Origin of the sequence: Streptomyces sp. L7, from assembly GCF_050990935.1 — a bacterium.
Lineage (GTDB): Bacteria > Actinomycetota > Actinomycetes > Actinomycetales > Microbacteriaceae > Leifsonia.
In genome coordinates this window covers 1,155,007-1,181,590 of record NZ_CP194644.1, presented here as the reverse complement: position 1 = coordinate 1,181,590, position 26,584 = coordinate 1,155,007, and the positions used below count along the sequence as shown (strand labels likewise).

Annotated in this window: 28 protein-coding genes; 20 read left to right on the top strand and 8 right to left on the bottom strand. The window is 65.8% G+C overall.

Translation table 11 applies throughout. The features are described from left to right. Positions 1-1,574 precede the first annotated feature (1,574 nt). The 4 genes from ACR5MH_RS05955 to ACR5MH_RS05940 all read left to right on the top strand — a co-directional run bounded on the left by ACR5MH_RS05955 (position 1,575) and on the right by ACR5MH_RS05940 (position 4,440). Positions 1,575-2,369 (top strand): hypothetical protein, encoded by a 795-nt coding sequence (locus ACR5MH_RS05955; RefSeq protein WP_431346181.1) that lies wholly within the window; start codon positions 1,575-1,577, stop codon positions 2,367-2,369. Between the two features lie 114 nt (positions 2,370-2,483). Further along, positions 2,484-2,918, top strand: a complete 435-nt coding sequence (locus ACR5MH_RS05950; protein WP_431346182.1) for a hypothetical protein — start codon at positions 2,484-2,486, stop codon at positions 2,916-2,918. A 75-nt stretch (positions 2,919-2,993) separates the two neighbouring features. Then, positions 2,994-3,356, top strand: a complete 363-nt coding sequence (locus tag ACR5MH_RS05945; protein ID WP_433862400.1) for a hypothetical protein — start codon at positions 2,994-2,996, stop codon at positions 3,354-3,356. A 148-nt stretch (positions 3,357-3,504) separates the two neighbouring features. Then, positions 3,505-4,440 (top strand): DUF559 domain-containing protein, encoded by a 936-nt coding sequence (locus tag ACR5MH_RS05940; RefSeq protein WP_431346183.1) that lies wholly within the window; start codon positions 3,505-3,507, stop codon positions 4,438-4,440. 18 nt (positions 4,441-4,458) lie between these two features. On the opposite strand, the gene ACR5MH_RS05935 is transcribed toward ACR5MH_RS05940, so the two are convergent. From ACR5MH_RS05935 to ACR5MH_RS05920, 4 genes are all read right to left on the bottom strand, one after another. Beyond that, positions 4,459-5,226, bottom strand: coding sequence for a GIY-YIG nuclease family protein (locus ACR5MH_RS05935; protein ID WP_431346184.1), 768 nt, complete (start codon positions 5,224-5,226; stop codon positions 4,459-4,461). A gap of 70 nt (positions 5,227-5,296) precedes the next feature. After that, positions 5,297-5,743 (bottom strand): hypothetical protein, encoded by a 447-nt coding sequence (locus tag ACR5MH_RS05930; RefSeq protein WP_431346185.1) that lies wholly within the window; start codon positions 5,741-5,743, stop codon positions 5,297-5,299. A 127-nt stretch (positions 5,744-5,870) separates the two neighbouring features. Then, the gene (locus tag ACR5MH_RS05925) at positions 5,871-6,587 is read right to left on the bottom strand and encodes a hypothetical protein (protein ID WP_431346186.1); all 717 of its coding nucleotides are present in this window, start codon (positions 6,585-6,587) and stop codon (positions 5,871-5,873) included. A gap of 611 nt (positions 6,588-7,198) precedes the next feature. After that, on the bottom strand, positions 7,199-8,785 hold the full coding sequence (locus ACR5MH_RS05920) for a hypothetical protein (RefSeq protein WP_431346187.1): 1,587 nt from the start codon (positions 8,783-8,785) through the stop codon (positions 7,199-7,201). Between ACR5MH_RS05920 and ACR5MH_RS05915 the strand changes: the two genes are divergently transcribed. Continuing rightward, positions 8,769-9,329, top strand: a complete 561-nt coding sequence (locus ACR5MH_RS05915) for a hypothetical protein (RefSeq protein ID WP_433862399.1) — start codon at positions 8,769-8,771, stop codon at positions 9,327-9,329. The two genes, ACR5MH_RS05920 and ACR5MH_RS05915, sit on opposite strands and share 17 nt — an antisense overlap. Continuing rightward, complete coding sequence (locus ACR5MH_RS05910) at positions 9,326-9,772, top strand: hypothetical protein (RefSeq protein WP_431346189.1); 447 nt, start codon at positions 9,326-9,328, stop codon at positions 9,770-9,772. Before ACR5MH_RS05915 ends, ACR5MH_RS05910 begins: the two co-directional genes overlap by 4 nt. A gap of 107 nt (positions 9,773-9,879) precedes the next feature. Here ACR5MH_RS05910 and ACR5MH_RS05905 read toward each other — a convergent pair whose 3' ends face one another. Together ACR5MH_RS05905 and ACR5MH_RS05900 are read right to left on the bottom strand one after the other, a co-directional pair. Next, positions 9,880-10,563 (bottom strand): RES family NAD+ phosphorylase, encoded by a 684-nt coding sequence (locus ACR5MH_RS05905; RefSeq protein WP_431346190.1) that lies wholly within the window; start codon positions 10,561-10,563, stop codon positions 9,880-9,882. Further along, positions 10,560-11,318, bottom strand: a complete 759-nt coding sequence (locus tag ACR5MH_RS05900) for a hypothetical protein (protein WP_431346191.1) — start codon at positions 11,316-11,318, stop codon at positions 10,560-10,562. Before ACR5MH_RS05900 ends, ACR5MH_RS05905 begins: the two co-directional genes overlap by 4 nt. 165 nt (positions 11,319-11,483) lie before the next feature. On the opposite strand from ACR5MH_RS05900, the gene ACR5MH_RS05895 reads away from it, so the two are divergent. Beyond that, positions 11,484-11,858, top strand: a complete 375-nt coding sequence (locus tag ACR5MH_RS05895) for a hypothetical protein (RefSeq protein ID WP_431346192.1) — start codon at positions 11,484-11,486, stop codon at positions 11,856-11,858. A 92-nt stretch (positions 11,859-11,950) separates the two neighbouring features. Next, a complete protein-coding gene (locus ACR5MH_RS05890) occupies positions 11,951-12,589 on the top strand; it encodes a hypothetical protein (protein ID WP_431346193.1) in 639 nt (212 codons plus the stop codon). 87 nt (positions 12,590-12,676) lie between these two features. Here the strand turns inward: ACR5MH_RS05890 and ACR5MH_RS05885 are convergent, their stop codons facing one another. After that, the gene (locus ACR5MH_RS05885; protein ID WP_431346194.1) at positions 12,677-13,447 is read right to left on the bottom strand and encodes a hypothetical protein; all 771 of its coding nucleotides are present in this window, start codon (positions 13,445-13,447) and stop codon (positions 12,677-12,679) included. A 143-nt stretch (positions 13,448-13,590) separates the two neighbouring features. On the opposite strand from ACR5MH_RS05885, the gene ACR5MH_RS05880 reads away from it, so the two are divergent. The 4 genes from ACR5MH_RS05880 to ACR5MH_RS05865 all read left to right on the top strand — a co-directional run bounded on the left by ACR5MH_RS05880 (position 13,591) and on the right by ACR5MH_RS05865 (position 19,585). Further along, complete coding sequence (locus tag ACR5MH_RS05880) at positions 13,591-13,875, top strand: hypothetical protein (RefSeq protein ID WP_431346195.1); 285 nt, start codon at positions 13,591-13,593, stop codon at positions 13,873-13,875. Continuing rightward, on the top strand, positions 13,875-14,900 hold the full coding sequence (locus ACR5MH_RS05875; RefSeq protein ID WP_431346196.1) for a hypothetical protein: 1,026 nt from the start codon (positions 13,875-13,877) through the stop codon (positions 14,898-14,900). The genes ACR5MH_RS05880 and ACR5MH_RS05875 overlap by 1 nt, the downstream gene beginning before the upstream one ends. Before the next feature lie 336 nt (positions 14,901-15,236). Next, positions 15,237-17,984 carry a hypothetical protein gene (locus ACR5MH_RS05870; RefSeq protein WP_431346197.1) on the top strand — a complete coding sequence of 916 codons (2,748 nt, stop codon included), beginning with the start codon at positions 15,237-15,239 and terminating at the stop codon, positions 17,982-17,984. Beyond that, a complete protein-coding gene (locus tag ACR5MH_RS05865) occupies positions 17,981-19,585 on the top strand; it encodes a DNA polymerase (protein WP_433862398.1) in 1,605 nt (534 codons plus the stop codon). The genes ACR5MH_RS05870 and ACR5MH_RS05865 overlap by 4 nt, the downstream gene beginning before the upstream one ends. Positions 19,586-19,944: 359 nt before the next feature. On the opposite strand, the gene ACR5MH_RS05860 is transcribed toward ACR5MH_RS05865, so the two are convergent. After that, positions 19,945-20,466, bottom strand: coding sequence for a hypothetical protein (locus ACR5MH_RS05860; protein WP_431346199.1), 522 nt, complete (start codon positions 20,464-20,466; stop codon positions 19,945-19,947). 510 nt (positions 20,467-20,976) lie between these two features. Between ACR5MH_RS05860 and ACR5MH_RS05855 the strand changes: the two genes are divergently transcribed. From ACR5MH_RS05855 to ACR5MH_RS05820, 8 genes are all read left to right on the top strand, one after another. Continuing rightward, positions 20,977-21,339 carry a hypothetical protein gene (locus ACR5MH_RS05855; RefSeq protein ID WP_431346200.1) on the top strand — a complete coding sequence of 121 codons (363 nt, stop codon included), beginning with the start codon at positions 20,977-20,979 and terminating at the stop codon, positions 21,337-21,339. Between the two features lie 17 nt (positions 21,340-21,356). After that, entirely contained in the window at positions 21,357-21,770 is a 414-nt protein-coding gene (locus ACR5MH_RS05850) for a hypothetical protein (RefSeq protein ID WP_431346201.1), read from the top strand. An 85-nt stretch (positions 21,771-21,855) separates the two neighbouring features. Beyond that, positions 21,856-22,287: a hypothetical protein gene (locus ACR5MH_RS05845; RefSeq protein ID WP_433862397.1), complete on the top strand. Its 432-nt coding sequence runs from the start codon at positions 21,856-21,858 to the stop codon at positions 22,285-22,287. Further along, on the top strand, positions 22,256-22,735 hold the full coding sequence (locus tag ACR5MH_RS05840; RefSeq protein ID WP_431346203.1) for a hypothetical protein: 480 nt from the start codon (positions 22,256-22,258) through the stop codon (positions 22,733-22,735). Before ACR5MH_RS05845 ends, ACR5MH_RS05840 begins: the two co-directional genes overlap by 32 nt. 127 nt (positions 22,736-22,862) lie before the next feature. Then, positions 22,863-23,042, top strand: a complete 180-nt coding sequence (locus ACR5MH_RS05835) for a hypothetical protein (protein WP_431346204.1) — start codon at positions 22,863-22,865, stop codon at positions 23,040-23,042. 34 nt (positions 23,043-23,076) lie between these two features. Further along, on the top strand, positions 23,077-24,366 hold the full coding sequence (locus ACR5MH_RS05830; RefSeq protein WP_433862396.1) for a hypothetical protein: 1,290 nt from the start codon (positions 23,077-23,079) through the stop codon (positions 24,364-24,366). 7 nt (positions 24,367-24,373) lie between these two features. After that, complete coding sequence (locus ACR5MH_RS05825; RefSeq protein WP_431346206.1) at positions 24,374-26,149, top strand: FtsK/SpoIIIE domain-containing protein; 1,776 nt, start codon at positions 24,374-24,376, stop codon at positions 26,147-26,149. Positions 26,150-26,254: 105 nt separating this feature from the next. Further along, positions 26,255-26,578: a hypothetical protein gene (locus tag ACR5MH_RS05820; protein WP_431346207.1), complete on the top strand. Its 324-nt coding sequence runs from the start codon at positions 26,255-26,257 to the stop codon at positions 26,576-26,578. Positions 26,579-26,584 lie beyond the last annotated feature (6 nt).

The window sequence follows — 26,584 nt, the reverse complement described above, 5'->3', positions numbered from 1 at the left end:
AGCGAGAGCCGCAAGGACGCCGTTTCCCATGAGGCGGTCTGCCCCGTCTGTGAGCAGACCGTCCGCGTGAGCCGCCGTCAGGGTGTCATCTACTCGCACATGCTTGCCGACCGGATCACCGTCTGCGGGGGATCAGGGCGTTTCGGGGGAGTGCCGGAGGGCGGCGACGTCGTAACGCCATCGCTGAAGCGCAGGCCCAGCAGCGACCCTTTCCTGCCTCTGGATGTGACGCGGGTGGAGTCGTCAAGCGTGAGGGCTCTTAACGCTGGCGCACCCGGTTCTGGTCGCCGGGCCTGACTTCGCCTGTCACCACGGGCCCTCGCCTGCCCGGCCCCGCCGGGCTCCGCTCCTTCGTCGCTCCGCCCGGCCCGCTGCCGTGACGGTCCCGGCCTGCCCAGCGTTTCGTCGTCGTTGCGGGTGGGGGCGTTCCGGTTCCGCGCCGTCGGCGGTGCGGGGCGGTGCGGTGCCGGGGGCGGTTCGGGTGCGGGGCGGTGGCGTTCCGGTCCGGAGCGCAGCCCCGGCCACGGTGGCGGTCCGACAGCGGGATGCCTCCGGGGGCGGGGCGGGCGCCGCGGGCGCCCGGTGACGGAACAAATGACGGGCCGGCAGCGAGCCGGCCTCGTTTCGTCTACCGTCTCGCGGGCGCCCCGAGACGTGCCAGCCGGTCCGGGTGCGGTGTGTCGGCGGTCTGCACCGTTGAGGGGCGTCACCGTATCGGTGGAGATGTCGGGCGCATCGCGAGGTCGATGGTTTCGCTTGATCATGACGGGCCCACGGGTAAGCACCCCACGAACGTGTGGCTACCGTCCGGCTCCTACTCGCCATAGCGTCGGGGTGTGCATCGATCGCTTTCTGCAGCCATTTCTCTCGCCGCGGTTTCGAAGATGATCGGTGGGGTCGTGTTGGCGGCGAGCCTGGTCATCGTGGGGGGCGCAGGACCAGCCGCTGCCGCGTCTCCGACTCATTCACCCGCACCGTCTAACGGGAAGGGTAGCTCTAAGCACTCGCACAAGCCGTCTCCCGCGGGAAAGAAGAAGGCGACGCACAAACCAAAGCCGGCGCACACGCCGGCGGCGTTCGCGCACACAGGCTCTCCGAAGAAGGTGACAGAGTCGAATCATTCGACCGCCACAGTCACGCTCAACAGTGTCAAGTACGCGCCGGAGCCGAACGGCGACTCGCTAACGGAACTCGCTGTCGTTTCATTGACTCTCAAGAACACGAGCTCGAAACCGTTCGCTTTCAACGATGACGCGATTCTCGTCCAGTACGGCACGTTGGCGAACTTCGTCAGTGGTCCCACAAACGGTGATGGTTGGGGCGCCGACATGACTGCCGATTACACTCCGTTCGGAGACCCCTCCGCAACGGTGAACTCGCCCCTGGCGAGTCGAAGACCGGCCTGGCGATCTACGAGATGTCTCGGAACGCCAGCTACATCTTGCAGTTCGATGACCCCGCATCTAACGGTGGGAAGCCGCTCGCGTTCTGGTCGCTGAAGTCGGCGAAATGACGTGATAATCCCGGAGGTTCGCGGCGTCCCGTACTTCCGCTGGGCGCCAGAGATCAGGGCCATGCTCAAGGGCGGCCGGACGGATGAGGCGCTCGAGTTGCTCATGGAATGCAACGAGGCAGCCATCGAATCGAGTCGCAGCAACGGCGGCGGGATCGCACCGTTCTACACCCTCCGCGCGGCAAGGATCCTGCACGACCGACACGAGTACGCCCGGGAACTCGCCCTCCTGATCCGGTACCTGGCATTCGGCTCGGACCCGGATGTGGAGGCAGCACGTCGGCGAGCCGAGAGCGCTCCGCTGCCATTGTCGTGCCCGGCGTGCGGGAGCGTGCTTACGTCGTGGGCCGCGGTCTGCGGTGAGTGCGGAGTAACGCTCGTGCGCGATCATGGGGCGCTTCGGACAGCGGCCGGCGCCGAGCGCGAACAGGTCATTCACCGCGTCGGCCGATTCGGGATCGATGAGCAGACCTGGCTGGCGGTGGAGCGGCAAGACCCGACAGCGCGCCTTGGCGACCTGTACGTGCGCGCCGTCGAGATCGCGTTGCGCCGCGAGCGTGCGTCGGGGAGCTGGCCGAAGGAGCGGGAAATCCTATTCGATCTCGCTAACTTCCAGGCCCAAAACGGAGAACCGTGGCTGGAAACCAGCGCACGCGCCGACGACATCTACTGCGACGGCATCGTCCGTCACTACGACCCAGACACGGAATTTCTCATCTCCGGCTGCACCTGCGTGCCCTGCCAATCAGGGCCACTCCGTATGACAGCCGGCGAATACTTGGAGACCCGACCAGTACCCCATCCGGAGTGCGAACGACCACCGTGCAGATGCGCAGGGCACCGGCCAGTGATGTAGTTCGTGGCCGGCGCTCAGCGAGGACGACGGTCCGAGGCTACATAAAGGTTTCGAAGTTCGTTAGATGACAGTGGACAGGTCTAGCCTGACCTCACCCCAAGAAGGAGCCCAGCATTGTCGCTCGAGTTTCAGATCTGCCCGACCTGTAACGAGCCCCACACCGTCATGCGCAACGGTGAGATGTCGATCCACACAAACGGATCAGGTGCGCGGTGCGGCGGCTCAGGCGATCCCGAAGCCCACATCAAACGACGCCAAGAAGCCGAGCGTGACCGCATCCGCCGTCAGAAAGAGCGCGACGAGCGCAGCCGGCTTAGGGCTGAACGCGCTGAAGAGCGGAGCCGCCTGCGGACAGAGCGAGAGCAACGCCAGGCACTGGAGCGTGCCGCGAAGGAGCGCGAGCGCGCCTTGGCCGTGGCCGCAGAGCAGAGGTTCCGGCGTTACGTGTCCGAACAGATGCGAGGCGGCAAGCTCGACCGCAAGATCTACGCAACACGTGGCGTCCACACCGTATCCGGCGGATTGCCTAGCCTGGGCAAACGCGCCTGAGTGACGAGCCGGAGGTGTCGGCAGCCCCACCACTGGGGCCTGCGGGTCTTGTTCGCTCTTTCGTATCGTGGCGGGATGAGAGGTCGACACAAGAACCAACGGGAGCAGCCGTCGCCGTCGGAGCACGAGATCGCGATGCACCGAGCGCAGAATCTGCTGCTCATGCATGGGCCGATGTCGGAAGCCGAACTGCGCAGCTACTACCACCAGTCGCTCTACTTCATCGCGCGGCACGGAGTCATGACTCTCGAGGGGGCCCGCACCGCCATCGCTAACTCCCGAAGCGAAACGCCTCTCTACCTGCACCCGCCCGTCGAGGAGGCCGATGCGCCTGCGACGGACGATAGAGAGCCGACGTTGATGGAGCAAGCGACAGCCCGCTACACCGTACCGACAGAAGCAGGCGTGCCTGAGCCCCCTACGGAGCCGTCGGCATAGTCCTCACCTGCCGACAATCACGAATGTCAGCCGTACACTCCAGGATCTGACCATGCAAAGCCGCCCGCGCTTCTATCTCTCCGGTCGCACCGCACCGCTCTATGCGCCGGGCGCAGTGGTGATGAGCCGTCACCTCGAGGTGTCCGCGATGGAGTTGCAGGTCCGTCAGAAGCTGGTAGAGGCAGGGTTCAAAGTCCACAAAGGCCGGTCGGCAATTCAATGCGAGTACGACCCGGTTGGAAAGAACTACCCGGTGCTGACGCCGGACATCCTCCTTTCAGGAACCAAGGTATGCATCGAGGTGGACACCGATCGCACGCACCCCAACGCGGACAACGACCGGCGCCGCGACGCCCTGCTCGCCGCCGTCGGGTGGACGGTCGTCCGCCTCCGCCTCGGTGCACTCGAACCACTCGGCCCGTACGACGTGGCCAGCGAGTCCAGCTCGCCGACAGCAGCAGCGATCGCAGCGCTCATCGAGTCGCTGCACGACGCTGTAGCAGTCCGACCCGGCACCGTCCGCGGAGTCACGAAAAAGGTCGTCACCCGCAAGACAGCGCCAAGCCCATTGGGTGCGATCGCCGCGCACAAGTATTGGGATGCCGCCTACTACTGCAGCTATGACGGACATCGCATGGTGATCATGGCGGAAGGGAGGTACCTCGGCGGCCACGGCGAGCACAGCGACGTCGACTACATTTGCGACCTCGCCCTCCACGGCATCCCACGGGCAAAGTGGCGCGCAGCGATCGAGCCAGTCCTCGCCGAGATGACCTCCTTCCAGCCCATTTCGCGATTCCCGTGGGGCGACGACCTTTGGGTCGGCAAGTACGCACCCATCACCTTCGTCAAGAACAAGTTCAACCCGGGAGGCGAGGCATGGGTGATGACCACCAACGCCACGGGGACCGACCTCTTCGACGACGACGGGCTACTCGCCGGCGAGGAGAGGCTTCTGGCGCTACACCCGGGTGCGCGAGAGTTCGGCTGGCGGGTCGCCGACGTCACACTCATGACCGGGTACGCCGGGCCGTACCAGAAGGTACTGCTTGTGCGGGACGAACTCGAAACGCCGTCGGAGTGAAGAGGGCCGGGTCAGCCGCTACTCCGTAACGAGCTGGCGCCGCTTCATCTCACCTTCGATCACCATCGCCCTGAAGCCGGTCATCAGCCCGCCGTTGATTCGGTTAAGGAGGAGGTCGGCCGGGAACTTGTTCACGATGCGGGTCTCGAGTTCGTCGGCATTGACCGTCCGTGCTGCGAAGATGCGTGTGGTGTCCAGGGCGCGAAACGCGTCGATCGAGATCACCGACTCGTGAACGGCACCCCAGAGGAGCCGATCGAACTGCTTCGTGCCCGCCCAATGGGACTTGATCCGCCGGCGAACGTCCATCGTCTGGCCGATGTAGCACTGACGGTAATCGTCGAGCACCATGACGTAGAGGCCTATGGCTCCGTCCCACTTCCGCAAGTCAGAAACTGGTCTGAGATTGCGGTTGCGTTCCAGCATCGTGGACACCGCATTCTCGAAGTACTCAGCGGGGATCTGGGAGAAGAACGACATGTTCAGGTCGAAGTTCTCGAGCGCTTGGGCCCGATTGCGGTCACAGAAATCATTGGAAAGGACGCGGTGATCCTCGTCCTCGAACATCCAGGACAATTCCTCCCACGTCTGCGGACTCACCGCATCGCGCGGGATGTAGACGGAGGGCTTCTTGTTGACGATCGCGTAGGTTTCGCGGCTGAGGCGGTAACCGTACTTCCCGCGTCGGACGCGCTCACCGAAGTGGTCTACAACCGCTGGCTCAGCTGGCAGAACGTCATCCCGGTTCCTCAATCTCCCGCGCGCGGGCGGCACCGTCCAGTCCAATCCAATTCCCCTCTTTGCCGATCGGAGCCTCGCCGGAGCGTTTGCCTCAAGTCACTGTCATTCGTCCGAGTCACGCAAGAGGTGGCTCGGAGAGTGCCGCGCGAGTGAACCGGTCACGCGCCTCCGCCTTCTCTACCTCGGTTGTTGCCGCTTCATACTGTGCCCACGCTTCGGCTTGCTCTTGGCGCTTGCGGGCCTCGAAAGCCGCACGCTGCTTGGCCGCCTCTTTCAGACGCTGATCCTCTGAGAGCACACCTGCCGTGCGAACTGCTCGTTCAGCGGCTCGACGACGTTGTGCTTCTCTGGCCCTCTTACGGCTCTTACGCGTCGCCAGGTGGTAGAGGAGGACGAGCAGCACGATCCCCCCAACTACGCAGGCGGTGATCCACCAGTACTTGATCGCCGAGGAAACAACCCAGAAGATCAGCCCGAGAATCAGGAGGTAGGGCAGGATCGGGCGGATCAACTTCAGCACCCAAACGCCGAGCTCGGCCAGCGCGATGACGATCAAACCCATGAGGCGAATGGTTCCAACGACCCGGCCCCTCAGCCAGACCCCAGTTTGTGTGTCCACAGGCCGTGGTCGCTGTCGCAGCGAGGGGTGGGGGTGGACGGACCCTTGCGTATCGATTCCCGCGCAGATCTCACGCGTTTGGCCCGCCTGTGGCCATGCATGACCCGCCAACACCGAAATCGTTTGTTGTCGCGGTGATCTTCACGGAGGTGATCTGGTCTGCCGGCGTTTGCGTGAGCTGGAAGTCGTGCGCGTCTTGGCCGGCGCCGATTGAGCCGGAGAACGTCTGGGTTGCGCCGCTCTTGAGGGTAACCAGCACGGTGACGGTGGTCGGGCCTTGCACGCCGAGCACCATTACGACGGTGTGTCCGGTCGCGCCGGTCCAGTTCGCGACGGCGAGAGAACAGTCCGGGACTGGTGTGGATGCGGTGGCGGCATCGCCGAGTAGGTAGCTAGTCCCGGTCGGGGTGGGCCCCGTGATCGGGGTTCCCGCCGCCGCGTCTAGAGCGTCGGTGGTGCAGTCTTGCTTCGTCTTTCCGGCCACGGCATGCTCGACCTGCTGCATGATCTGCAACCGGGTCTCGCTGCTGTTCGACGCGTCCGCGTCGACGCTGAAGGTGATGGCGGACCCCTCGGTGCAGGCGCGCGTCAGCGCGGCTATGGCGCTGGTGTACTCGCCCTTCGCGGACACGGGCGCCTTATCCGCCTTCATCAACGCGGTGACATTCGGCGCGGCTGCAACGGACGCCGTCGGCTTCGGTGCGCCATCCGGCGTGGCAGAGCAGCCGGCGAGAGCAACCACGACCGCGACAACACCGGCAAGGGAAAACACCCCACGAAAACGCATCCTCTGAGGCTATGGGTAGGGCGGCCCCGTCAAGTAGCCCCCGTCCGGGCCACGATCATGCCGCAACGGATCGTCGCCAGCCCGGAGCGGTCCGGCGCTGGCGTGTCGCTGACGTGGTGCCGGAGGGCCGCAACGATACGATGCACACATCCTCCTTCGGGATGCAGAAGGGCTCGAGTCGCCTGTCGCCAAGCTCCACCAAACTGAGGGCTCGAGTCCTTGGACTTGATCAAGCGAGAGCCCCGCTTCGGCGGGGCTCTCTCCGTTTCCCGAGCGCCCGCTCCACCCCGCCTCCCTGCGGTCGTCGGCGGCCCGTCAAGCCTCACCGACCGCCACTCGGTCCGCCGGCGGGTCGGGGCTCCGCCACGGTGGTGGGGCGAACCCGGGGCGGGCACGGGGACCGCACGCGGACGGCTCGTCCACGATCCGGGCAGCGGACCGGCACCAGCTCCGTTCCGCCACCGATGCGATGGCGGGCGGGAACGTCACGGCAGCACCGCATAGACCTCGCTGCGGATAGCGGGACGGAGACGGGCCGAAGGCGAGGGCGGAGGGAGCGCCGGCGAGTGGAGCCCTCGTACGGTTGGTTGTCGGCTCGGTTGCCTGGTGATTCAGTTAGCGGCGGGCATGATGTGGCGCTTGAACGCTTCGTCGACCAATGCGTTCGGGCGGTCGATCCGGTAGTCGCCGAGCACCGATTTGAGAGCGCTGAACGGTTCGTACGTCGAAAGGGTGGCATCCGACGCGATCCGAAGCAGCGCGTTTCCAAGCGAGTCCGGATCCAACGTCGAGATGCTCTCGAGCTCTCGCAGGGCGATCGTGATCGTGGGGGCAACTGGCTCCGGCATGAGCTCGCGGACTTCCTGGTCGTTGGCACCGTAGATCGGCTCCGCCGTGACGATCACGCCGACGAATGGGCGGTCGGCTGGGATGTGCGCGAATTTCGGGTTGTGGTTGCGGATCTGTGACACGGTCCGGTTGATCTGCTGGATGGCAGGGCCGAGCTTCGCAGTAGTGTCTTCGGCGGTCGTGGGTGATCCCGCCCGGATCTCCAAGGTCGAGTGGGCGGACTTGCACTCCACGAGGATGGTCGCTGCCGGGGTGACGACGAACCAGTCGATCGATTTCTTGTCGCTCCAGCTGATCTCTGGGTGGACGTCCAATTGGCCGGTGTGACGGAGCTGGCGGCCTGTGTACGCTTCGACTCTCAGTCCGAGGTCTGACCCGAAGTTCGGAATCTTCGCTCGCTGGCCCAGGTAGTAGACGGCTTCCAGCGAACAGGAGCCGAGGACGAAGGCGGTCTGGGGCGCGACTACGGTCTCCTCGTCGACGCGGATGAACGGGGTGCGTGTGAGCGGATTGTACGCATACTTTCGCAGGCCGCCCTTGAACTGGGGCGCAGCGAGCCCGTCGGCCCGCGCTTCGTCCAGCGTCGCAGTGAGCCGATCGAGAGTTGCCAGCAGGGATTCTGCCGCGGGCACATTCCCGGGCGCTTCCCGCGCCAGTGTTCTCATCGTTTCTCGCTGCACAATTCCGTGGTTCGCCCGCGCACTCGCCCACAGCACGAACGTTGACGACGCCAGGTCCCGGATCGGCGCTCCAACCAGGTTGCTGAGATCACTCTCGCTCAGGGAATCCGGGCGAGCGGCAGGGGTATCGAGCAGCACCGCCAAAGTGCGAGCGACTTCCTCTTTCACGGAGACGCTGTACGAGAACTGCTCGTGTGCTGCACCCACCAAGAACTGGTGGAACTCGAAACCGGTATGTGGTGTGACGTCGACCCCACGGAACAAGTTCAGTAGCCGCCTGAATCCTGCGTCATCGAGCGGACGTCGGGTGCCGAAGCGGCCCGACGACAATATCGCCTGCCGGGCGATCGCTGAGACCGTCCAGGGAGCAACGTTCGCCCACGTCGCCTGGAACCCCTCGGCCTCGGGCATCGACGCGGAGACGCGCGCCATCGCAATCAGAACCGACATCGGATCGTACTTGCGGACGCACGCCTCGAACTCCGAAAACTGGACGCGCCGAGCATCCTCCCAATTCGCGAACTGGCCAGAACTCATGGATTCAAGTTTGCGTGCAACACCCGACAGGTGAGCGCGGGCGGGCGGGCGCGGCAGGAAGTCCTGCGCGCCGACCACATCGTGAGCAGGGACGGAGAGACCGAACCCTCGCGACTTGGAGACCACCATCATGACTCAGAAGGCCACTCTGTACATCGCACCATTCGGGACGCTCGCCGTCCCCAGCCCGGACCCGTTCTTCGGGCAGCGCCGGTACCTGCTGGCGACGCTGCCTGCTGCGTACTCCCCGGGCCTGATCCGGGCTTTGAACTGGACTGCCGATCGGCACGAGAACCTGGACGTCGTTCTGCTGATTGAGACGCTGGAGGCGGGAGTCCAGTTCGCGGAGATCACGGGCCTGCACGTTGACCGGTTCCTGACGCCGTGGGGTCACCGGAGTTGGGAGCAGCTGGTCCTGGACGACCTGCGGGAGAATCCGGCAGAGGTTGCCGCGTGGCTGGACAGCGTCCCTGCCGAGGAGCGCGCCACCCTGCACGAGCAGATCCCCGCCGGGACCCGCCTGGAGCTGATCAGCACCCACCCGGAGTTCGGTTTCCTGCCCAACACGTACTCCGACCTGCTCGACGCCCTTAGCGGCGGCATGCCCACAGAGTTTCTCGAACGGATCGATGTCGACTCGTCGTCTGCGCCAGCCCACACCGCGGACCTCGCATGACCCGGGACATTCGCCCCGCGTCCACCGTGTACTTGAGCGCCGGGCTCGAACACCTCACCGAGGGTGAACCGCTGCGCCGGCTGGTCTCCGCGTATCAGTCCGAGCTGGTCAGTCTGACCGGCGCCAGCGCCGGCATGTTCGATCGGGCCCTGTTCGTGCCGGGGACCGACGCGGCTGCGATCGTTCGCGATCAGCGCCGCCGGCCCCGCGAGTTCGCCTGGATCACCAGTGGAGTGTCTGAGGAGACGGCGGGGTTTGTCGCATGGTGCGCGCACACCTTCACACCGATCCTCACCGTCCCCACCGGAGGTCAGCTGACCAGCGTGCAACTCGATGAGCTCGCCGAGCATCTCTCTGACGCCGACCACTTCCGGGCCGCGTTCGCCTCCCTCAACCTGGCCGAACGGCTCATGGTCAAGTTCCGCGGGCACATCGACCTGTGAGCGGGGGAGTGAGCGCACCGAACGTGTACGACATCGACCCTGTCCTGCTTGGCCGCCTCGACGACCACTTCGACGCCGTCGCCGGAACCCGGGGCGCCAGCTGACCGTTACGGGTCGGGGACAGGGTTGACCAGCGGCATCGGACGAATGACCGTCAGGTCCGCCGGATGCGCCGCAGGGTCGCGGACCTCAATGCCGACGCCGCGGCAGACCCCGGCCGCCGGCACCGTCACCGGATCCTCACCCTCCGTGTGCTCGCCGGTCGGGCCGAACACCGCCCATGCGTTCGCTGGTCCACCAGCAGAGAACCGGGCGGTGTAGTAGATCCCGTCAAACGGTTCAGCGTCGAACCGGGCCGCCCACGCCTGGCTGATGTCGTAGCTGACCGCGCCGGCGAGCTCTGTTGTGATCTCGTACGCGGCAGCGTCCGGGGTGCTGATCAGCGCTGTCTCCCTGGTCCTGCCGACGGTGAGCAGCGACACCACAGTCCGGCCGACGGAGTCCGTGTCGATCCATCGGTTCCGCGAGAGCTTCTTACCGAACCGTTCCCGCAGGGCCGCCTCCGGAGTGTCCGCCACGTAGCAGGTTCCCTTGGGCCCGGTCAGGTTGAACCGGCCGCCCTCGTCGCCTGCTGTGTTGTCGAAGTACCAAGGTCCATAGCCGACGGTGTGAGCTCGAAACAGTGCTGTCCCGTCCTCCAACGTGGCGGTAGGGAACCCCGTCAGGTCCAGCCCCGCGGACGGTGTGTCCTGGACGGTCTCTGACCGAGGGGCCGGCGGGGTGGTGGTCATCGGGCGGTCATCCCGGCTGCGTCTTGGGTCGCATCCCGCAGAACCAACGCGACATGGTCCTCCGTACCGTAGCGAAGCACGTGCGCGGCGGTGCGCTCGCCCCAGTCCGGATCGGGCGTGTTCAACCAGGCCGCCGCCGTCCACGGTGAGTACGCCTTGGTGAGTATTGGCCAGATCTCCGGCAGGTGTGGGAGTAGTCGGCCGCGGCCGTCGAACTGGAACCGTGGGTAGAGCACGGTCCCATCGGCGTCCGTTGTCCTCAGCGCGATCACGCGGTTCTCCTCGCGCAGCTCGAGGAGCTTCTCAACGGTCACGTCTTTCCACCGGGCGAGGGCCTCAGTATCGAAGAACGGCCCGAGCTCGCGATCCCACGGACTCTTGTTGGGGAGCGCGGCGATTGCCATCTCCGCCAACGCCTCCGGATCCGCGGAAGTCTCTTCTAGGATCGGCACCTGCCGACCCCGCACGACACGGTCGATGACCGCCATGATGAAGGTGCTCTCCGCAAGAGACACCTCCAGGTCGACTTCCTTACCGGCGATGTCGATGATCCGTAGACGGCCGGGTTTGTACGCTCGCCCAGCGTCAATGTCGGTCTCGAAGAGCACCTCATTGATGCGGCGGCCGAGCAGCGTGACATCGAAGTCCGCCACGAAGTTGTGGAGGAGGCTGTCCCTGGGCGCTATGCGGTGGTCCTTCTCGCCGTCAGCCGCAGAGCTAGCCTTTCGCAGGCCGAACCCGGATGTGTCCTTCACAGCCCCTCCCGCCTCCGACCGATAACGGTGCCACGATACGCGCCTAACCCGGGCCAGCGTCAATACTGGCGCAGAACGCGAAGCGTCCAACCCGCCGGATCCGCCGCCTCTGCAGCGTTGAGCGTGGGAACCCCCACGCCGCCCAACACCTTCGGAGGTTCACCCATGTCCCAGCCCAACCTCGACCGCGACGACGACGTCACCGCGGTCACCGTCTACACACCCGCCGACCAGTCAACCGCCCCCACCGTCTGGGAGGACGGCGTGTTCACCGGCCCGCTCGCAGCCGACGCGCAAACCATCGCCGACGAGCAGCTCCCAGTCCTCCTGCTCACAGGGTTCGAAGTGATCGCCAGTGCGACCGAACCGCTCGGCGCTCTCGGTGCGATCGTTCTCGCCGCTCGGCATGACTGGGCGCTCCATGATGCGCCCGATCACGTCTGGCGGGCGCTGCTGACCGCGTACGCCGACCACTCCGTGCGGAGTGCCGCGGACGACTACATCCGCCAGGGCGGCGTCTTCGACGAGGCCGCCGCGTGACCCGGCGTAGCAACCCGGACTTCGCCCTCATCCCCTCCCGCGGCGGGCGCGGCCCGAAACGCTGGACCCGGATCCGAGACTACTTCGCCGGGGTGAGCGCTGCCGTGTTCCGCGCCGAAGCGAACCAGGTCGCCCGCGAGGCGATCGCGGCCCGCGACGCCGGAACCGAACAGCGCCGGCAGCAGCAACGGCAGCGCAGCGACCAGCTCAAACGCGAGCTAGGCGGAGGCGCGGTGCGCCCACAGGGGATGCGGAGCTCGTTGCAACCGGCGCCGCTGGTCACGCCGGCCATCGGGGAAGACGGCCGGGTTCGATTCCCACTCGGGATGACGCCGCTCGACTACTGGGCCGAGCGCGCGCAGCTTGCGGCAGCCGACCAGCAGGCGCTCCCATTCCAGGTGACGGGCGCGGAGGGCATTCGCCGGGCGATGGCACGGATGGAAGCTCGCGAGGCCGTGTATCTGCCGCTCGAGATGGAGTACTCGAAGGCGGTTGGGGAGGAGGAAGAGCTTCTCTCGCGGATGTTCGCCACCGGGCACATGCCGGGCGAAGACGGCGCAGACCCAGTTCTGCAAGCTGCGTACGGCGCAGCTGTGGACCGGCGGATCGCGGTGGAGAAGAAGCTCACTCACGAAGCGCTCAGCGACGGGTACAGCGACTGGCGGTCCCGGCGACGCCAGTTTTACGCGTCCCGAGTCATCGCGAGCAAGCGTCTGAACGGTATGCGCTGACACGAGCAGCACACACGACAGGTACGACGAAGCGGCCCGGGCCAGGATCCCCATCCCACCGGGCCGGTTCGCCTATTCTCGGGAAGCTCAGAACGTCATGTCGTCCAGCCTGTCGAAGAGGCCGAAGCCGCGTTGTGACGACGGGAGCGGCATCGGCGGGTACTCCCCGCCCGCGGAGACGCGGGCCTGAGCCTGCTCCGCACGGACGTCGCGGTACGCGTCGACGTGAATCAGGCGCAGGGTTGCGGTCTTCGCGTGATACTCCTGCCAGTCACGCTCCTGCTGAACCGACGCGAGCCGGTAGCCCTCGTCGGTCTTCTTCAGCTGCAGCGCGTTGACGCCGCCGTAGTACGCCGCCCAGGCGACGCGCAAGGTCCCCATCTGGATCGGGGAGTGGTCCACGGCAACGTTGTGGGAGTGCAGCTTGCGGCCTGAGACCGGGCACACGGTGCCTTCCGGCATCTCGGCGAGGAATGAGTCCCGGAACCGATCCAGCTGGCCCTGCACTGCGCGGCGCAACACCAGGTGCGGGTTCCGTTCGACGAAGAACGGCCTTTTCAACGTGCGTGCAATCGACAGGCCCCGCTGGATGCCGCGGTGGTCGATGTAGTTGAGCTCGAACGGGAACGGACCGCTCCCACGGCGGGTGATGAAGAACCGAGACGGAACCGGGTTGTCCGTCCCTGGGTTGGCGATCGCCCAGATCTCCTGAGCGAGCTTCAAATCCCACCGGTCCAGCGCATGTCCATCACGCAGGCTCGGCCGGAACAGTTCCGACTGTGCATACCCGATCGCGTGGTCGTGGGTGCGGAAATCGCGGCCACCGAGGGTGACTGCCGCCTTCTTCGTCTCGCTCATACACGGGAGATATGCGGCGGCAAAGCGTCGGTCCCCCTGCTGGAGCGGGTGGTCGAGGCATAGCTGGAGGCAAGCCCGTCCAGGCGCGCCAATCCGCCGCCTCTGAAGCAGCAGAACCGCTCACCCTCTACCGAAGGAGCCTCGTGCCCGCCCACACCAAAGAGCCCGCCGTCTTCTCGATCGTCCGCGTCGGTCACACCCGCGAAGAAGACGTTCCCTATGCCCACAGCCTCGCTGTTCTCGAAGACGGCTGGGTCACCGACAACGGATCCGGCTGGAAAGCCCTCATCGCCGCCCGCCTGAAAGACGTCCCCGCCGAAGAGCGCACCCGCGCCCTCGTCATCGACACCATCAAGGCGATCGCCGCCCGCCGACACGAACTCGTCGACGTGATCGACATCGACGAGACCAACAAGGCGGCGCGCTGATGTGCCGGAGTGCCACCACTGACACCGGCCGCCGCTGTCCGAACTGCGGCAACAAGCCCGCCAACCACGCTCTGCGACGTCCCCGCGACCGCAGCCGCGACCGCAGCCGCGCGGTCGCCCTCGAACCTCGGAACAAAGTGCTGAAGGGCGCGGTCGACGGAATCCTCAAAGGCGCGCCGATCAACCAGACCACAGGGCTGCCCACGCCGGCGCCAACAAAGGTCATCACCGGACGGGACAAGTTCCTCGACCTCATCACCAACAAGGGCGGCGCCACCCCACGCCTCACCCTGGTCGAAGTGACCAACCCACAGCCCGAAGACGCCAAGTACCAGGCGGTGCTGGACCAGACCACGTCCATCACCGACTTCGTCCACAACCAAGACGGGGACATCACCAAGGTCAAGCTCGCCAACGGCACCGTCCTCGGCCTCACTTCCGCGGACCTGGCCTGCGACGACGGTCTGCTTACCGTGCCCCTCGACCGAGAGAACCGCGTCTCGCTGACCTACCGTCTGGACCCGCCGGTCAGCGCACCCCTCGACGAGCTCGACGTCACCGGACTAGGCCAGCACCAGGTGCAGGCGATCCACGCGGAGCGTGGCGCGTTCGCCGCCACCGTCCGCTCCAGCGTCGACAGCGCGTCCCGTCCCTTCGCCGACACCGACGACCTCCGGGACACCATCACCCGCCGCACGAGCGAAGTCCGAGCCGCCGCAAAGAAGCTCGATCAGGTGCAGGCGACGCAGCGCGGACTCACCGAGCTGGAATGGCTCGACCGCCGCGACACCGCCGACAGGGTCGTCCTGCGCCTCCTCGAACGGCAGCAGACCACCTGGATCGACCGGTGCGACACCGCCATCACCAAGCTCGAACAGCGCAGCCGCCGCACCCCCGACGGACCCGAGCGCACGCGGTTCACCGGACAGATCGTCGACCTCAAGGAACTGCGCCGCGGCCTCGTCAGCGACCAGAACCTGCTGCAGAAGCGGCGCCGGCAGATGGAGGCTGTGATGCTCAGCTAACACGTCGGCCGGTTCGGGCTCTTGTAGAACGTCTGCAAGAGCCCGAACCCGCAAAGCCCCAGGCGGCAACGGCAATAGCAACAATATGAACAATAAGGTTTGTGCCCTCCAGGAGGGGGTTGAACATCGATAACCTTCCTCACCCCCTATAGGACCTCACAACAGATCTTGTTGATCTTGTTCCTATTACAGGAGGGACGGACGGCATCCGTCCCAAGCCCGTGATTTTCCGCCGCATTTGTCGTTCATGAAGACGTCAACGAGCGCGTACAACCCAGCCACTCTCGGTGAGTGCCGGGGCTCGTGAACCGTCTGATCACCGTAAGGAAGCGCACGATGACGGACATCACCCTCGACTACACCCAAGAGCTCGAACGCTTCGAGCACCTGCAAAAGCAGCAGAACTCCGCATTCGCACTGCAGCGGATCATGACCGCGCTCAGCACCCTGCAGGCCAGCGGCCTGACGGTTCTCGTGGATGGTGAGGCCAAAGGCTTCGGAATCACGCCCGAAAGCGAGATCAGTGTCGTTCTCGGAACGGACGGGAAGTTCCCATTCGGACCCGAGAGCCAGCCGCACTACCTCATCGCGCTCACCACCCCAGCACCAGAAAGCGCCGACGCGATCGCGTACGAGGACACCGCCGCACGGCTCTCCTGCAACAAGCTGGTAGGCCGCATCGCCGGTGGATGGGTCGAGACGGCCCCTGACAAGCGCCAGGTCCACGTCCTCGCCGTCCAGGCAGACACCGATGAAGAGTTCGAGACCGTCATGGGACTCCTTCCCGCGGACATCGCCCTGAACAATGGGCGCGCCATCGTCACCCTCGACTTCACCGGCCACCAGCCGGTCGCCCCCACTACCGGCTTCGTGAATATGGACAACATGGGGTCGCCGCGCGTGCTGAACGAAAACGAGCTGTTCGGCCTCGGCGTCGTCCTCGACGAGCTCTCCGACACCAAGACCTCGCCGCAGAACTTCCCCTACGACGTGCGCAAGCACGACACCGGCGTCAACATGATCCGCGACAGCTACAACCGGGCAGCCACGGTCGAAGGCGTGCAGACCCTCCTCGAGGAGAACGGCTGGGAGGCTACCGGAAGCGACGACCACTCCCTCAGCTTCAAGCGCGGCAGCGAATTCGGCCGGCTGACCCGAAGCACGTGCGTGCTCGCGGTGTGCGACGAAGCCCAGCTGAACGAGCACGGAGAGGCCGACTTCTACCTCCGCACGCTGCACACCCCATTCGACCTCCTCGTCGGATCCGAGCAAGGCGGGAGCGTCCTGCAATCCTCCGAGGATGCCGCGCAGTGGCTCTCGGACAACGGGCACTTCCAGGCCGAAACCGTCGTGTTCTCCGCCCGCGGTGAAAAGGCGATCATCAACAAGAATCAGCCGACCGAAGAGGTCATCCGCCAGTACACCAACGCCGCGCGCAAGGCCAAGTCAAAGACCAACCCTAAGCAGCCTCTGCTGTTCGCGAAGCGGACCCCTGGCGACACTGAGGTCGAGGCGATCATCGGCATCACACCGTCCGGCAACGTCATCCGGTTCAACGAGCGGACTACCTTCAAGACCGCGATGACCGCGTACGCGCAGTACGCGATCGTGAAGGAAGACAAGGACACCGGCAAGGAGTACGTCGCTTCCTACCTGCACGGCGGCCCCGACGAGCTCGTCGACGCCATCATCCGTAACCTCAAGGAGGACGGCCAGCTGTCTCCTGTCGAGTGGATCGCCCGCCAGCCGATGGTCGTCTCCCACCGCCGAGGCCACGGTGAGGTCGTCATCGAGCCGGGCTACAACCCGAGCGCGAAGGCATACCTCGCGATCCCGTCCCGGCAGGTCAACTACTGGCGCGAGCAGTATGAGGTGCCCGGACGCCCGACTCTTCGACAGGCGATCGACGCGTACCAGTACCTCTACACCGAGGTGCTCTCCGACTTCCCGTTCGTGGAGGCGCGAGACGGCGCACGAGCGATGGCATACATCCTCACGGCATGTGGACGGAACCTCCTCAACGGGAGCATCGGGTTCCTCTTCAACGCGACCACCCGCGGCTCCGGCAAGTCCTTCCTCGCGATGCTCGGCCGGCTGATCGCTCAGGGCACCACGGTCGCGCAGACTTTCAGCTTCGACGAGCGGACCGACCAGGAAACTAAGAACGCCATCGTCAGCCTGATGGTGGAGGGTGGAACGTTCCTCCACGATGACGAAGTGGCGATGGGCAGCACCATGCGTTCGAAGGTGATCCAGGCCATGATCCCCGAGGTCGACGGTGGCATCGGAATGCGCATCCTCGGCGGCAACGACACTGTCAAGCGCAAGGGCATCATCGTCACCGCGTGCGGTAACAACGTCACCACCGGCTCTGACCTGAACCGTCGCTTCATGACGATCCGGCTGGACTACCCCGGGGCGGGTCCTCTGGCTGTCGACAACAGCACTCGTCGGCACCCGAACCTGCTCGAGTGGGTGGTAGAGAACCGCCCGAAGCTGCTGGCAGCCGCGCATACGATCCTGCTGTATGGGCTGCAGAACGCACCCACCCGCGTGATCCCGGACGTCAAGCTCAACCACAACTGGGCCCAGATCATCCTCGGTTCGCTGACCCACATCCCGAGCCCAGAGGGCGAAGGCTCCGTCGCGGACCTGATCTTCGACGGCTGGGTGGATGAGCTGAACGCCTCCGACGAGAACGGCAGCGCCTGGGGAGAGATTCTCTGCCACCTCTGGAACGAGGCGGGCACCAAGCCGGTCCTCGCCAAGACGCTCGCTCGTCTCACGGAATGCGTCTCCGCTCACCGCGCTCAGCATGGCATCCGCCACCCTGAGGTGCCGGATGACCTCCGGCCGTGGCGGGCGAACGACCCCGGAGCGGGGAAGACGTTCGCCGCGAAGACTCGCAAGATCGTCGGCACCTCGATTCCTTACGAGGGCAACACCTACAAGCTGCTGCAGCAGAAGAAGCCCAAGGGTGACACCAACCCGACGAAGTACTACCTCGAGTGCTACGGACCAGACAACCGTCTGATCCCGAACCCGGAGGGCTTCCCGGTACACACCCTCAAGGACGCACGATGACCGCCCGGGTGACGACCGAGTCGCTTCCCGAGTTCACCGCCTGGCTGAACTCGGGGAAGCGGATCCTCGGCCTCGCCTGGGCGGGCGCTGACCTCGCGATCGGGGAGGCTACTGACGACAGCTGGACGGTACGCACCACAGACAGTGACCTCGTGCGGTCCGTGCTGGATGCCATCGCTGCTTCCGGACAGCGTCCGTGGTGCGAACTCGCCGGCAGCGTCGCGATTCGGATTGCTCGCAAATGGAGCCTGCGCGTCCAGGACCTCTCCTGGCTGCGGGACGCCACCACCGCTCTGTACACGCTCCGACCAAACATGGTGTCACCGCAGGCGCGTACGCTGCGTCAGGCCGAAGGGTCGAACACCCTCGGGTTCAAGGCCGACTCGGCCGCTGACGCGGCCACGAAGACCGCCATGCTGGTGACGGAGCTCCAAGCGACAGCAGGAGTGGCCGGTAAGGCAGCCACCGATGCGGTGCGGTGGGAGCAGATGTGGCGCCCGCGGCAGATGAAGGGGTGGCGTGTCGACATGTCCGTCCTCGAGGATGAGCTCGCTGCTGCACGGGCAACCGCCGACGAATTCACGAAGACGCTCGGCATCGACCTCGCGAGTGCGCGCAGCGACAGCCGCAAGGCCGAGGTCCTCGCCCAGCTCGCGGAGATGGGCATCGCGCTGTCCTCCCTGAGCCACGACGCGATCGACGCGGTCGTCGTCGCGGATCTCCCGGAGCGGGCAAAGCTCGCCTGGCAACCGTTCAGGGATGCTTACTCGGCTAGCTGGCGGCTCAGCAAGATCTTGGAGATCAAGCGAGCAGCCGAGCGCGGCGGCGGCAGGGTTTACTCCACCCTGATGATCCGCGGAGCCCGCACCGGGCGCGCGTCGAGCTCCCGCATTGCGTTGCAGAACATTCCACGCAACTTGCGCCACCTCCTCGTCGCTGACGAAGGAAACGTCCTGGTCGCGCTCGACCTGTCGAACGCGGAACCGCGGGTCGCGGCCGCGCTCTCCGGAGACGAGTCGCTGCTCGCCGACATCTACTCGCCGGACGGGGTCTACGCCTCGCTGGCCCGCAAGATCTGGGGAGAGTCCGCGTTCAAAGACGGCGTCGTGATCAAGGCGTACCGAGAACTGGCGAAGAACGTCTTCCTGCAGACGATGTATGGCGCCCAGGATGAGACGCTCGCCTCGAAGCTCGGCGTGAGCCTGAGCGAGGCTCGTCAGCGGAGGGAGCAGCTGTGGGCTGCGTATCCGAAGCTGGCGGCCTACCAGGCGCGGCTGCTGACGGACCTGCGCGCGGGACGCGTCATGCGGTACACCAACGGACGGCCGATGCCGACTCCGAAAGGCCGTCACGCCATGCTCAACGCCGCGGTCCAGGGCCAGGCCGCGGATGTTTTCTACCAAAAGATGGAGGCAGTCCTCAGCAAGCTGCAGGTCGAATCCGCGTTCCTCCCCATCCATGACGAACTCGTCGTGGAAGTTCCCGCCCGGTTCGCCGACCTTGCCCAGAGCGTGCTCGTGCAAGAGATGTCCTCCGAGTTCCTCGGCGTACAGATGACGGGTGACTCGGCGATACTCGGGAGGAGCTGGAAGAAGGTCTAGGCGGTTTTGTCGCATATGACTTAGATGTGCGCGCCGCCACACGAACCGCGCTTGTACCCGCGGTGGGCCCGCCGGTTGAGGGAGCGCTTCCCCTTACCGGCGGGTCCTTCTTCGTTGTCCGGAGAGAAGCCGTCTCTCGCCGCGTCTGCTCCTAGTACAAGCCGCTGCTCGGGTTCCGTCAGCCCGATCCGCGTCTCGTATCTCCCTCCGGCGCCCCAACGCCACCGAACCGCCGGCCCGCTGATCACTCGGGCCGGCGGTTCTGTGTTCCCGCCCGTTTCGGGTCCGCCCCGTGCGGGATCGAGGGTGGCGGCAGCGTCCGCCAGCGAGAGGCGTAGTTTTGAACGCCGAGGTGGGAGTTACGGCGTTGTATCCGGGATCCGGAGTTGACGGCGCACCTCGGCGGAGAGTTCCGTGTTCAGGCGGACCACGTCTTCAGCGAGCTGTGCCGTAGGGGCCTTGTTCCTGTCGGCAAGCTCAATAGCCAATCTGAGTTGGTCTCCGATGTGACCTGTGATTGTCGCGCACTTCGGGGCGATGATGCTGAACCTTTCCTCCGCGTCTCGAATCTCCATGACCGACCGGGACAGACTTGCAGACAAGAGCCCGAATCGCCGTCCGTCATCGTCACCGATATATCGGGCATCCCAGAATGGGTCCAGAGACTTCCTCACTCTCGCGAGTTGTGCGAGAACTAGGCTGTCCCACTGGCGGAGATCCTCCGCTTGCTGCCGTCGACGGTCACTGGCGCGGACCGAGAATGACGCGATCAGGCCTCCGACGAGCGCACCTACCAGTGCACCCAACGAAGCGATGAGCGGTCCGACCCAGTCAGTGGTGGTCGAGTTGACGATCTCGATGGGGACCGGCGTCGGTGTCATGAGCACACGTTATTGGAATACGTCCACCCGCTGATCACTCGGGCCGGCGGTTTCGTGTTTCCCGCCCGTGGGTGTCCGCCGCATACATGTCGGCTGCGACGCTGTTCGAGACACTGTCGCACCGCTGTCGGCCGGCGCCTTTCAGGTCCTATCCAACCGGCCGCCGGCACCTCGAATCCATCCGCCGCATACATAAGCTGCGACGCCCCGGTCAGCTTGGTGGTTTTCCCGGGGCGTCGAGCGGTGGTTCGCTCTCCTCTCCAAGCTGGCGGCGCAGGATCGGATGCGCCGCCAGCCACCACCATCCCGAACTTGCTGTTCCCGATCGAGCAGCGCGGCCCGGAGACGGGAATCTCCCAGCCGCTGAAAGCCCCGCCCTGGCTCCCGACAGAGGCGGGGCTTTTCCTTCCCTCATGCTGTCGCCACCCACTGTGGGACCCTCCCAAAACCGCCGACCACATCTCCTTCAGAGGGCGAAAACCACCAAGCCGCCCGGGAGGAGACAGCACCATGATCGACCACAGCACCGTCACCAACGAGATGATCCAGCTGCGAGCGGACACCGTCCGCCAGGCCGTCCTCGCCATCGAGAAGGGCTCGAACGCGTCGCACCGCATCCGCATCGACGGCGACCCGGCCGGCACCACGTTCGATGCGACGATCCTCGTCCTCCCCGAAGACAGGGTGGCCGTGCTCGCCACTCTGTTCGACGTCGACAACGTGTTCCTCGGCCTCCGTGTCGAAGGCTACGACGTCGTCGACGAGGTCCAGACGCTCACGGCGACCCCGTTCACCGCCGCGCTCGAGATCGCCGCCCGCCGCGAACTTCACCGCCGCGCCCAGTCCGCTTACCAGACCGCCGCAGCGGCGTGACCTGAGAGGAGAAGACCATGTTCACACTCACTTCGATCCCACCTCAGGTCACGTCGCTGACGGACTACGCACCGCACATTTCGTTCCTCGCCGACACCATCGACTGGATATGTCGGACACACCGTCTGGTCGACCCGGTCACCCGCAAGTACGTGGCACCCCGGGCCCACACCGTCGATGCCATCCGCCTGCCCGTGATCGTCCCCGCGCGCGGGATCGCGTTCGAGGACCTCGTCGTGCTCTTCGGCGACCGCAGGGTCTTCGCCGGGGTGCGTCTCAGTGAGAACTGGGATCGCCCCGCGGACCTGGAGCACACCCTCCTCACGGAAAGTGTCGAGCTCGCAGTGCGCTCCCTCCACAACGCCGCGCAACCACTAGATGAGTCCGCCCGCATCCGTTACCTCGCCTACACCCCAGCCAAACACCACTGACCCGGCCGAGGGGACGGACGCCTTCGCCGCATGTATCCCCTACGAGGCCAACACCCACCATCACGTCTGGAAAGGACCACACCACATGAAGTCAGCCAAGCCACCGGTCGTCGAGACCGGACCATACACCGGGTTCACGGTCGCCATGACCTCGGTATGCGCCGCCGTAGTGACCGCCTCTGTCGTAGCTCTGATATTCGCGGTCGTGAGCAGCTCTCTCTCCGTCGTCTCCGGTGTCCTTTTGATCTCCGGCCTCACGGTCTCGGCCGGTCTCCTCGCCTACACGATCGGAGCTGCGGAGAACGAGAAGGCGCAAGCCCTCCGCGACCAGGCTGCAGGCACCTCGCCGAAGAAGACCCGCGCCAGCCGCCGGGAGATCGCCACGCTGCGCCGGCTCCTTGCTGACGCCGAGCAGCGGAACGAAACGAAGTCCAAGGGGGCAAGAAATGAGCCGTGCAGGGAACTACCGAGAGGAGCAGGAAACCATGATCGACACCAACACCCACGCACCGGTTGACTTCCGGGATCGCGTACTCGGCCTCGTGACCGGTGCCTTGATCGTGGGCTGCATGGTCGCGATCCCGTGCTTTCCGGAGACCCTGGTCACGGCACCGCTCTTCGTCGGCCTCACCTGGATCCTTGTGCATCGTCGGCTGACGAGGCGCCGCCTCCAGGACATCGCTGCCATGAACGCTGATTTCGAGTACTTCCTGGAGAAGCGTGTCGAGGAGGAGACCGCGAAGCGCCTCGCCGAGAACGCGGGCCGCCTCGGCTCGATGACTCTGGACCAGATCGCCGCTCTCAACACGGGAAGTCTGATGAGCGAGGAGCCGGCCCGTCTCGGGTCGCTGACGATCAGCCTCGACCAGTTGGTCAAGTTGGCGGCCGCCAACGTTCCGGCCCCGGGGGCTGCCGGGGAGCGCCCATCTCCCACCTCCCCGGACCGGGACGGCAATACGAAGTGACCCTTCGCGAGCTCCCGGTCGGCTCGTCCGCACCCCGCCGGGAGCTTGCCTCCTCATCGTCTGTCTGGCCCCGCCAATTCGCCGCCTCTGGAGAAGCAGAAGCCCTAACCACCGAGAGGAACCGCCCATGAAGACCATCGCTATCGCCACGTTCTGGTTCCTGCTGACCGTCGTCATCGGCGTCGGCTTCGCCGCCCTGTTCCTTGCCCCGTACCTCGTCCTGGCCGGCTTCATCATCGTCCCGGTCGCAGCCGGTATCGGCGTTGGCATCACCATCGGCCGCCGCCTCAGCAGCACAAACCAGTAACCACCCACCACGAATCGATCGGAGAAGAACCACCATGACCACCACCACCAACACGAACCAGCCGGCCCCACAGGCCAAGCAGGGGGACAGCCTCCTCTGGCTGATCCTCAAGGGCGTCGGCTTCCTGTTCATCTCGCCGGTCGTCGCCACGTACTACGGCGGCTACCGCGGCATCATGAACGACAACCCCGAAGCCGTGAAGGCGCGGCAGCAGATGCGAGCCCGCGGCGAGTACGTCAACCGCCAGATCGCGGCCACCTGGTCGGCGATCTTCATGGTCATCGCCCCGGTGATCCTCGGAGGTGTCCTGGGCGCGCTCCTGCCGTTCCCGTTCAACCTGCTCATCCTCGCCGGCCCGATCGCTGCGATGACGTGGTACGCACCGTTCATCACCGTTCGCCGGATCGCGGCCGCCGAGGACGTGACGCTCACCCGTTCCGACTTCGCCGACATCGACAAGGAGTGGTGGCGGACCGGGAAGAAGCGGTGGGTCCGCCTCGCGGTGAAGGTTGCGCACTGGGTGACCGTCGCCCTGGCGCTCGCGGGTATCCAGTTCCCCCTGCTGGCGTGGCTGGCACTCATCCCGTCGCTCTTCCGCGCGATTGTGTACGTGAAGGTCGGCTACGAGCAACGCAAGCGTGTCCTCGCCGAGATGGACCAGGCCGACGCCGACTTCTCCCAGTTCAGGCCCCTCGTGGCGGCGTTGTTCGAATTGGCAAAGGACCCGTCTCTGTCGGAACGCAAGCTCCAGGAGTGGAACGTCCAGATCGTGTGGAACGCCGAAAACGAGGCCCTCGTGGTCAAGAACATCCCGGCTGACCTGTACGCGCACGGAATCATGTCGGCGGAGAAGGTCAACACCACGCTGGCCCGCATCGCCGCCGAGGGGTATCTGAAGGTCCCCGAGCTCGAATTCGTCACCGCCGAAGACCAGACCCTGGTCCTTGGCCGCGCTTCGGAGGAGACCAAGCAGCTGCGTCAGCACATGAAGGCCTCGGGGGGTCTGATCGTCGGGCTCGACACGGAGGCCACCCAGAACCCGTGGTCGACCGTCGCCCTGGCCGCCGCGCCGACGTTCAACCCTGCCGCGTACGCCCCGCAGGCGCCGCAGCAGCCCCAGCCGGCCCGGACGTTCAACCCTGCCGCGTACGCACCGCAGGCACCGCAGCAGGCCTCGACGTTCAATGGGGCCGCGTTCGTCCCGCAGGCTCCCGTCCAGGCGCCCCAGCAGCCGGCTCCGGTCGCCGCGCCTTCGTTCGCGGAGTACGCGGCGCACGTCCAGGCACAGCAGGGTCAGCCGACCGCCAGCCAGTACGGGAACTGAGGCCGCCATGTTCCAGGTTCCGTCTCCTACGAACGGAGCGACGCCGCAGGCGCAGGCGTCCCCGCCGGTCACGCCCAGCAAGGTCATGCTGGACCTGACCGGCGGGGACCCGAACGCGGAACCGTTCCCAGACGAGTCGTGGCCAGTGCTGGTCCGCTACGTGAAGGATCACTGCGGCCCGAACGCTCATATCGAGATGGTCTCCCCAGACCGCCGTTTCCTCGTCGTCGCTGTTAATCAGTCCCCGGAACCGCTGCCCGGTGCGACGCCGGTGTTCAGCAAGCCCGGGCTCCGCCGGGACGAGATCGCCGCGCTCGAGGCGAAGGTGCCTGGTCTGTATGACGGCCGCACCCTCGTCGCGTTCGACCCGCACCGCGGTGGCCTCGCAGCGTGGCTGCCGCCCGTGACGCAGACGATCCGCGACCGCGCCGCTCTGCTGAGCGGTATGGAGCCGTGGCGGGTCACCTGCGTCGTCGACTGGGCCCTCGATAATGAGACCGGGCTCGGGCGTATCGACCAGGTCGTCTTCTCCGGCCTGCCGCACCTGTCCGAAGCCGGCCGGCAGAAGCTGCTGGAGATCGTCCCGGCCTGGGCGAACAACGGGGAGCAGATCGCATCGTCTTGGGACGTCGTGACCGATTCCTACGGCAACACGATCACGCTCGCCTACCGTCGCCCCCGCCGGCTTCCGAAGCGAGTCGAGGGCACCACGCTTCTCCCCACCCGAATGCATGACTCGGATTGGCAGCGCTGGCAGGTGGGCGTGAAGGCCGACGGAAGCCCGTTCAACGTGGACCTGACCGCCGGCCCGCACAGCCTCGCCGTGGGCGGTACCGGCTCGGGGAAGACGGTCTACATCGCTCAGGCGATCATGAATGCGATCGCTCGAGGGTTCCGCATCGTGTTCATCGACGAGATCAAGAAGGGCAACGGTCTCTGGGACCTGGAACCCTACTGCGACGCGTTCGCAGTCTCCGGCGTCGGCCGCGGAGGCCTGATGGAAGCCGCGCAGGTGCTGAAGTCCGTGTACACGGAGGTGGAGGAACGAGTCGACCTGAACAACGAGCACCACGCCGCGGACTGGTCGCACCTGCCGCCGGAACTCGGCGTCCGCCCGATTCTGGTCGTAGTCGACGAGTACTCGTCGCTGATCAACCCGGACCCCAAGCCGGCCGGTCTCGAGCGTGACGACCCGATCCTCCTCGAATGGCAAGAGAAGACAAACGCGAAGGCGCAGATCAAGCAGCACATCGGCAACATCGCCCGTGAGGCCCGCTCCGCCGGTGTTCACCTGCTAATCGGATCGCAGACCGCGTACGCGCACATGCTCGACGGTGAGACGCGGGCCAATATCGGAACCGCGCTCTACCTGATCCCGCCGACCAAGGTGCCGCCGAACTCGCTGCTTGGCATGGTGTTCGACGCGAACAGCCTGGAGTACGCGGTCAAGGAGATCGCTGACCTCAACGATGGTGTCAGTCGAGGGTTCGCTGTGGCTGCCACCGAAGGTGGCGAGGTCGCCGGCTTCCGTGTCGGTTTCGTCGAGGAGCACGCCGCGTACCTGGAGACGATCGGCGCTCCGCGCGGCACCCCGCTGAAGAAGGTGACGGAAGACGCGCTGAGCCAACCGAACGCCGCGTTCCGTCGCGTGCCGCGCTCGGCCCGAGTCGAGGCTACCGAGGTGACCCGCGGCAAGGTGTCGTTCTCGTTGGCGGACTTGGAAGCTCTGACCGAACCAGCCCCGGACTACGACGACGACATCCCGGAGCCGCCGGACTACTGAACCGGTCGGGCCGCCCGGATGTCCAGGGTGGCCAAATCGCCGCCTCTGGAGGGGTGAGGGCACCAGCCGGTGTTCCTCGCCCCCAGCAGAAAGGCTCAGCAGCCCATGTCCAACCCCACCCCGTCTCCCGATCACGTCTCGCTCGCGGCTCGTGCGCAGGCCGCCGCGCAGCAGGCGAAGTCGTTCGCCGCGCCGGTCGCCCAGTCCGTCGCCGCCCGCGCGAAGTCGGCTGTCGCCGCGCAGTCGGTCGCTGGTGTCCGTCAGGCACATGACGCCCACGAGCCGGCCACCCTTACCCGGGCCGACGTGCGAGCGCTGACCGCGACCGCCCGGATTGCGAAGGTGACCGCGGTACTGGCCACCGTCACGGTCCTCGGGATGATTGCCCTGGCCGTCACCCTGCTGACCAACCTCCACCAGAGCTACTGAGAGGCG

Bases quoted from the DNA above. Each gene is read 5' to 3' on its own strand.
- ACR5MH_RS05850 (WP_431346201.1), top strand. From the start codon at position 21,357: ATGTTCACACTCACTTCGATCCCACCTCAGGTCACGTCGCTGACGGAC.
- ACR5MH_RS05825 (WP_431346206.1), top strand. From the start codon at position 24,374: ATGTTCCAGGTTCCGTCTCCTACGAACGGAGCGACGCCGCAGGCGCAG.
- ACR5MH_RS05910 (WP_431346189.1), top strand. From the start codon at position 9,326: ATGACCCGGGACATTCGCCCCGCGTCCACCGTGTACTTGAGCGCCGGG.
- ACR5MH_RS05855 (WP_431346200.1), top strand. From the start codon at position 20,977: ATGATCGACCACAGCACCGTCACCAACGAGATGATCCAGCTGCGAGCG.
- ACR5MH_RS05840 (WP_431346203.1), top strand. From the start codon at position 22,256: ATGATCGACACCAACACCCACGCACCGGTTGACTTCCGGGATCGCGTA.
- ACR5MH_RS05930 (WP_431346185.1), bottom strand. From the start codon at position 5,743: ATGGGTTTGATCGTCATCGCGCTGGCCGAGCTCGGCGTTTGGGTGCTG.
- ACR5MH_RS05885 (WP_431346194.1), bottom strand. From the start codon at position 13,447: ATGAGCGAGACGAAGAAGGCGGCAGTCACCCTCGGTGGCCGCGATTTC.
- ACR5MH_RS05925 (WP_431346186.1), bottom strand. From the start codon at position 6,587: ATGCGTTTTCGTGGGGTGTTTTCCCTTGCCGGTGTTGTCGCGGTCGTG.
- ACR5MH_RS05870 (WP_431346197.1), top strand. From the start codon at position 15,237: ATGACGGACATCACCCTCGACTACACCCAAGAGCTCGAACGCTTCGAG.
- ACR5MH_RS05895 (WP_431346192.1), top strand. From the start codon at position 11,484: ATGTCCCAGCCCAACCTCGACCGCGACGACGACGTCACCGCGGTCACC.
- ACR5MH_RS05860 (WP_431346199.1), bottom strand. From the start codon at position 20,466: ATGACACCGACGCCGGTCCCCATCGAGATCGTCAACTCGACCACCACT.
- ACR5MH_RS05835 (WP_431346204.1), top strand. From the start codon at position 22,863: ATGAAGACCATCGCTATCGCCACGTTCTGGTTCCTGCTGACCGTCGTC.
- ACR5MH_RS05865 (WP_433862398.1), top strand. From the start codon at position 17,981: ATGACCGCCCGGGTGACGACCGAGTCGCTTCCCGAGTTCACCGCCTGG.
- ACR5MH_RS05940 (WP_431346183.1), top strand. From the start codon at position 3,505: ATGGAGTTGCAGGTCCGTCAGAAGCTGGTAGAGGCAGGGTTCAAAGTC.
- ACR5MH_RS05845 (WP_433862397.1), top strand. From the start codon at position 21,856: ATGAAGTCAGCCAAGCCACCGGTCGTCGAGACCGGACCATACACCGGG.
- ACR5MH_RS05830 (WP_433862396.1), top strand. From the start codon at position 23,077: ATGACCACCACCACCAACACGAACCAGCCGGCCCCACAGGCCAAGCAG.
- ACR5MH_RS05945 (WP_433862400.1), top strand. From the start codon at position 2,994: ATGAGAGGTCGACACAAGAACCAACGGGAGCAGCCGTCGCCGTCGGAG.
- ACR5MH_RS05905 (WP_431346190.1), bottom strand. From the start codon at position 10,563: ATGACCACCACCCCGCCGGCCCCTCGGTCAGAGACCGTCCAGGACACA.
- ACR5MH_RS05920 (WP_431346187.1), bottom strand. From the start codon at position 8,785: ATGATGGTGGTCTCCAAGTCGCGAGGGTTCGGTCTCTCCGTCCCTGCT.
- ACR5MH_RS05820 (WP_431346207.1), top strand. From the start codon at position 26,255: ATGTCCAACCCCACCCCGTCTCCCGATCACGTCTCGCTCGCGGCTCGT.
- ACR5MH_RS05955 (WP_431346181.1), top strand. From the start codon at position 1,575: ATGCTCAAGGGCGGCCGGACGGATGAGGCGCTCGAGTTGCTCATGGAA.
- ACR5MH_RS05875 (WP_431346196.1), top strand. From the start codon at position 13,875: ATGTGCCGGAGTGCCACCACTGACACCGGCCGCCGCTGTCCGAACTGC.